The organism is Flavobacterium sp. (genome assembly GCF_036741995.1).
Taxonomy (GTDB): domain Bacteria; phylum Bacteroidota; class Bacteroidia; order Flavobacteriales; family Flavobacteriaceae; genus Flavobacterium.
This window is the reverse complement of the sequence record NZ_DAINRG010000086.1, coordinates 1-4327: the sequence shown is the minus strand read 5'-3', so window position 1 is coordinate 4327 and position 4327 is coordinate 1. Positions and strand designations below refer to the sequence as shown.

Below are 4327 nucleotides of genomic sequence, written 5' to 3'. Positions count from 1 at the left end.
CCCCAATCAAAAATCCGTTTACCGCGGTAAAGTCCGTGAAGTTTACAACATCAACAACGAACTTTTAGTCATGATTGCCACCGACAGGCTTTCCGCTTTTGATGTCGTTTTGCCCAAAGGCATTCCCTATAAAGGACAAATCCTAAACCAAATTGCCACCAGGTTCATGCATCTGACCCAAGACATTGTACCTAATTGGTTGATTGCAACACCCGATCCTAATGTGGCTGTTGGTCATCTTTGCGAACCTTTCAAAGTAGAAATGGTGATTCGCGGGTATCTTTCGGGTCATGCTGCCCGTGAATATGCTTTGGGTAAAAGAACAATTTGCGGTGTAACTATGCCCGAAGGTTTGAAAGAAAACGACCAATTTCCAACGCCAATTATAACACCAACTACTAAAGCCGATAATGGTTCTCACGACGAAGACATTTCCCGCGAAGCCATTTTAGCCAACGGAATCGTTTCGGAAGCCGATTATGTGGTTTTAGAACAATATACCAGAGCTTTATACCAAAGAGGTACCGAGATAGCAGCCAGCCGTGGCTTAATTTTGGTAGACACCAAATACGAATTTGGCAAAACCAAAGACGGAACCATAGTCCTAATTGACGAAATCCACACACCGGATTCTTCCCGTTATTTCTATGCTGAGGGATATCAGGAACGACAAGACAAAGGCGAAGAGCAAAAACAATTATCCAAAGAATTCGTTCGTCGTTGGCTCATTGAAAATGGTTTTCAGGGCAAAGAAGGACAACAAATTCCTAACATGACCGATGAATACATTGAAACCGTTTCAGAACGTTATATCGAATTGTATGAAAATATTATCGGAGAAAAATTCATCAAAGCAGATATAGCCAACATTAACAATCGTATCGAACAAAACGTTTTTCAGTTTTTGAAATCGTGACCCAATTGTAAAATCATAATTAGAAACCACGCTTTTGCGTGGTTTTTTTATGCCAAATGTTAAAGTTTTGTTATAGTTAACTATTTGGTGCAACGAAAATTACTTATCGGGCGTCTTATAGTCAATCAATAACTTTTAAAAATCAATCATCATGAAAAAAACAATCATTTTCGCAGGCTTAGCTCTAGTAGCTTTTGCTAATGTTTCATTGGCATCTAATGTTTCAACTGTTGGCACAGCAACAGAAATCGTAAAGTATGGTAACACACCTTTGTGTACTGCTATCTTCAAAGGAGATTTAGCTACCGTTAAAAAGTTTGTCGAATACGGTGCCGACGTCAATGAAGAATCCAACGGTATGACTCCCTTAATGTATGCTGCCCGCTACAATAAAGTAGATATTATCAAATATTTATTGGCAAGAGGAGCAAACAAAGACGTTAAAGATGAAAAAGGATACACAGCAAAACAATACGCTGAGTTCTCAAAATCGCAAGAAGCTTTGGATTGTTTGAAACAATCTTAAACCTTTTCAAAGCACCGTTTACAATTCTAGACGGTGCTTTTTCCTTAAAATCAGCATGATACCAATTCTTAAAAGTTAAAATTTTGTTAAAATTAAGTACTATGTAATACAAGATACTAGTTTTTAGCCATATATTTGCATAGGATATTAATAACAATATCACAATCATCAATTAAAAAAAATCAATCATCATGAAAACAACAATCACAATTTTAGGAATCGCTGCTTTACTTTTTACTACTAATACCAAAGCAGCTAACGAGTTTAAAGCACAGGATTTAAACGAACAAGATTCAGCTGCAGTACTTGTAGACAACGGACAACAGGAGAACCAATTGGTTACTGTAAATCAGGAATTCTCAACTAATTCACTTGAGAACACTTCAGATGAAACTGCTATTTTTGATCCTAATTCAGTAGTGAAAGCTACTTTCCAAAAAACAGCAGAAGAAATAATTGCCGAAGACAAACTGATAACCGAAAGTAAAGAAGTAAGCTTCCAACCCCTTTCATTAGAAAAAACTATGGAAGATTTCATTGCCGAAGACAATCAAATTATCGAAAGCACTGTTATTAACGAGGTTTATCCGTTAGACTTCGAAAAAATCAATCGCGCCGTAAAATCCAAAAAAGTTGGTAACAACAACTTGGCGGTTACTGTCGATTTAAAATTATAAGTTTAGGTTGATTGCTTTCACAGCCATGTGAAAGTTAAAAGCATCATTAGTTCGTCTTTACTAATGATGCTTTTTGTTTTTTATTTGAAATACGAAAAGGAATCGTTGTTTTCTATTTTCAGCAAACTTTCATAAATCAGTTTGATGACATTCTCCACATCTTCCCGATGCACCATTTCCACAGTAGTGTGCATATAACGAAGCGGTAACGAAATCAAAGCCGAAGCCACACCGCCATTACTGTAAGCAAAAGCATCCGTATCAGTTCCGGTTGCTCTGGAAGTAGCATGACGCTGGAATGGTATTTTATGGGCTTCAGCCGTATTCACAATTAACTCACGCAAAGTATTATGAACCGCCGGAGCATAAGCAATCACCGGTCCTTTGCCCATTTGTAAATCACCTTCAATTTTTTTGTCAATCATTGGAGTTGTAGTGTCGTGACAAACATCGGTCACAATTGCAACGTTGGGTTTGATAGTATTGGTAATCATTTCGGCACCGCGAAGGCCAATTTCTTCCTGAACCGAATTGGTGATGTACAAACCAAAAGGCAGTTTCTTTTTATTCTCTTTTAACAAACGAGCCACTTCAGCAATCATAAAACCACCCATTCGGTTGTCAATGGCACGGCAAACAAATTTGTTGTCATTCAAAATCATAAACTCATCCGGATACGTAATGACACAACCTACATGAACACCCAATTTTTCCACTTCTTCTTTAGTCGAACAACCGCAATCAATAAATATATTGTGTAAGGTAGCCGATTCTTCTTTGCCACGATTTCGGGTATGGATCGCCGGCCAACCAAAAACACCTTTCACGATACCGTTTTTAGTATGAATATTAACTCGTTTCGAAGGCGCAATCTGATGATCAGAACCACCATTTCGGATGACATAAATAAGTCCTTCCGAAGTAATGTAATTCACATACCAGGAAATCTCGTCCGAATGTCCTTCAATAACTACTTTATAAGGAGCATCCGGGTTAATAACACCCACAGCCGAACCATAAGTATCCGTTATAAAACTATCTACATAAGGTTTCAAATAGTTCATCCAAAGTTTTTGCCCACTCGATTCATAACCCGTCGGAGAAGCATTATTTAAATAACTTTCTAAAAATGAAAGCGATGATTTAGTCAGTATCGATTTTGTTGCCATAAATATTTTTTCGCTAAAATATAAATTTGGCATTACAGTTGTTAAGGATATTCTATATTTTTACCCTAATAATTAGTAGCCATGAAATCGATGATTCACGAATGCCAAAAAGACAATTTTAAAATCATGAGTAAAAAACTGTTTTTTTTCGTTTTCGTATTGCTGTTGACAGTAACAGCTAAAGCACAAATTAAAACCGACTCCATTCCCAAAAGAGAAGTTGGCGTAGAAGAAAGCGATACCATTCTCGACGAACCGGTACAGCTCGAAGAAGTAATTGTTTACAAACAAAAACTATCACCTCAGGAAAAGAAAGATTTTCTCTTGTTGCAAAACAGAGTCTATAAAGTATATCCGTTTGCCAAAACCGCTGCAGAGCGCCTAACAATTCTGGATAAAAACATGGACAAGATGAAAACTAACCGTGAAAAAAAGAAATACTTCAAAATTGTAGAAGACTATATAGAGAACGAATTCACAGGCCAGCTCAAAAAGTTATCGCGCAAACAAGGACAAATTTTAGTAAAACTCATCCACCGCCAAACCGGTTTCACTACTTTCGAACTCATTAAGGATTACAAAAGCGGCTGGAAAGCCTTCTGGTCTAACAATACCGCACGCTTATTCGATATCAACCTCAAAACAAAATACGCTCCCTACGATGTCAACGAAGACTTTCTAATAGAAACCATTCTCGACAGAGCCTTCACCCGTGGCAGACTAGTGCCTCAAAAACCCGCGAATCCCGTAGATATCGATGAACTGAGTGACTATTGGGAGAAAAAAGCCTTAAAAAAATAACACATTATATATAATGGAAAAGTCAGGAGCGAAAGTTTCTGGCTTTTTTGTTGTCGTAATTCCCGCTTTTCGCGTTACATGGTAACTGCTACAATCGGGGCTAGGAGGGAGGTCTGTTTTGAGTATTAGCGAAGATTTTGGCAAAGTATGGACGAACTGCATTTGTAAATTTCATGTTATCAAGGCATTAAAAAAAGAATAAAAAAAGGGTAAAAATTATTTGGATTGGGAAAGAAAT

Annotated in this window: 5 protein-coding genes; 4 read left to right on the top strand and 1 reads right to left on the bottom strand. The window is 37.4% G+C overall.

The genetic code is table 11. The features are described from left to right. The 3 genes from V7D82_RS13390 to V7D82_RS13380 form a co-directional block, all read left to right on the top strand. Positions 1 to 916, top strand: a 916-nt coding sequence (locus V7D82_RS13390) for a phosphoribosylaminoimidazolesuccinocarboxamide synthase (RefSeq protein ID WP_333601457.1), incomplete at its 5' end; no start/stop codon positions are given. Positions 917 to 1067: 151 nt separating this feature from the next. Further along, positions 1068 to 1442 carry an ankyrin repeat domain-containing protein gene (locus V7D82_RS13385; RefSeq protein ID WP_333601456.1) on the top strand — a complete coding sequence of 125 codons (375 nt, stop codon included), beginning with the start codon at positions 1068 to 1070 and terminating at the stop codon, positions 1440 to 1442. A 191-nt stretch (positions 1443 to 1633) separates the two neighbouring features. Further along, a complete protein-coding gene (locus V7D82_RS13380; protein ID WP_333601455.1) occupies positions 1634 to 2119 on the top strand; it encodes a hypothetical protein in 486 nt (161 codons plus the stop codon). Positions 2120 to 2199: 80 nt separating this feature from the next. Here the strand turns inward: V7D82_RS13380 and V7D82_RS13375 are convergent, their stop codons facing one another. Continuing rightward, positions 2200 to 3288 carry a M42 family metallopeptidase gene (locus V7D82_RS13375; RefSeq protein WP_333601454.1) on the bottom strand — a complete coding sequence of 363 codons (1089 nt, stop codon included), beginning with the start codon at positions 3286 to 3288 and terminating at the stop codon, positions 2200 to 2202. Positions 3289 to 3378: 90 nt separating this feature from the next. Here V7D82_RS13375 and V7D82_RS13370 point away from each other — a divergent pair, with 90 nt between their 5' ends. Next, a complete protein-coding gene (locus tag V7D82_RS13370; RefSeq protein ID WP_442902393.1) occupies positions 3379 to 4089 on the top strand; it encodes a DUF4294 domain-containing protein in 711 nt (236 codons plus the stop codon). The last annotated feature ends 238 nt before the right edge of the window (positions 4090 to 4327 follow it).

Excerpts from the sequence above, each read along its gene's own strand:
- V7D82_RS13375 (WP_333601454.1), bottom strand. The coding sequence starts at position 3,288 with ATGGCAACAAAATCGATACTGACTAAATCATCGCTTTCATTTTTAGAA.
- V7D82_RS13385 (WP_333601456.1), top strand. The coding sequence starts at position 1,068 with ATGAAAAAAACAATCATTTTCGCAGGCTTAGCTCTAGTAGCTTTTGCT.
- V7D82_RS13380 (WP_333601455.1), top strand. The coding sequence starts at position 1,634 with ATGAAAACAACAATCACAATTTTAGGAATCGCTGCTTTACTTTTTACT.
- V7D82_RS13370 (WP_442902393.1), top strand. The coding sequence starts at position 3,379 with ATGATTCACGAATGCCAAAAAGACAATTTTAAAATCATGAGTAAAAAA.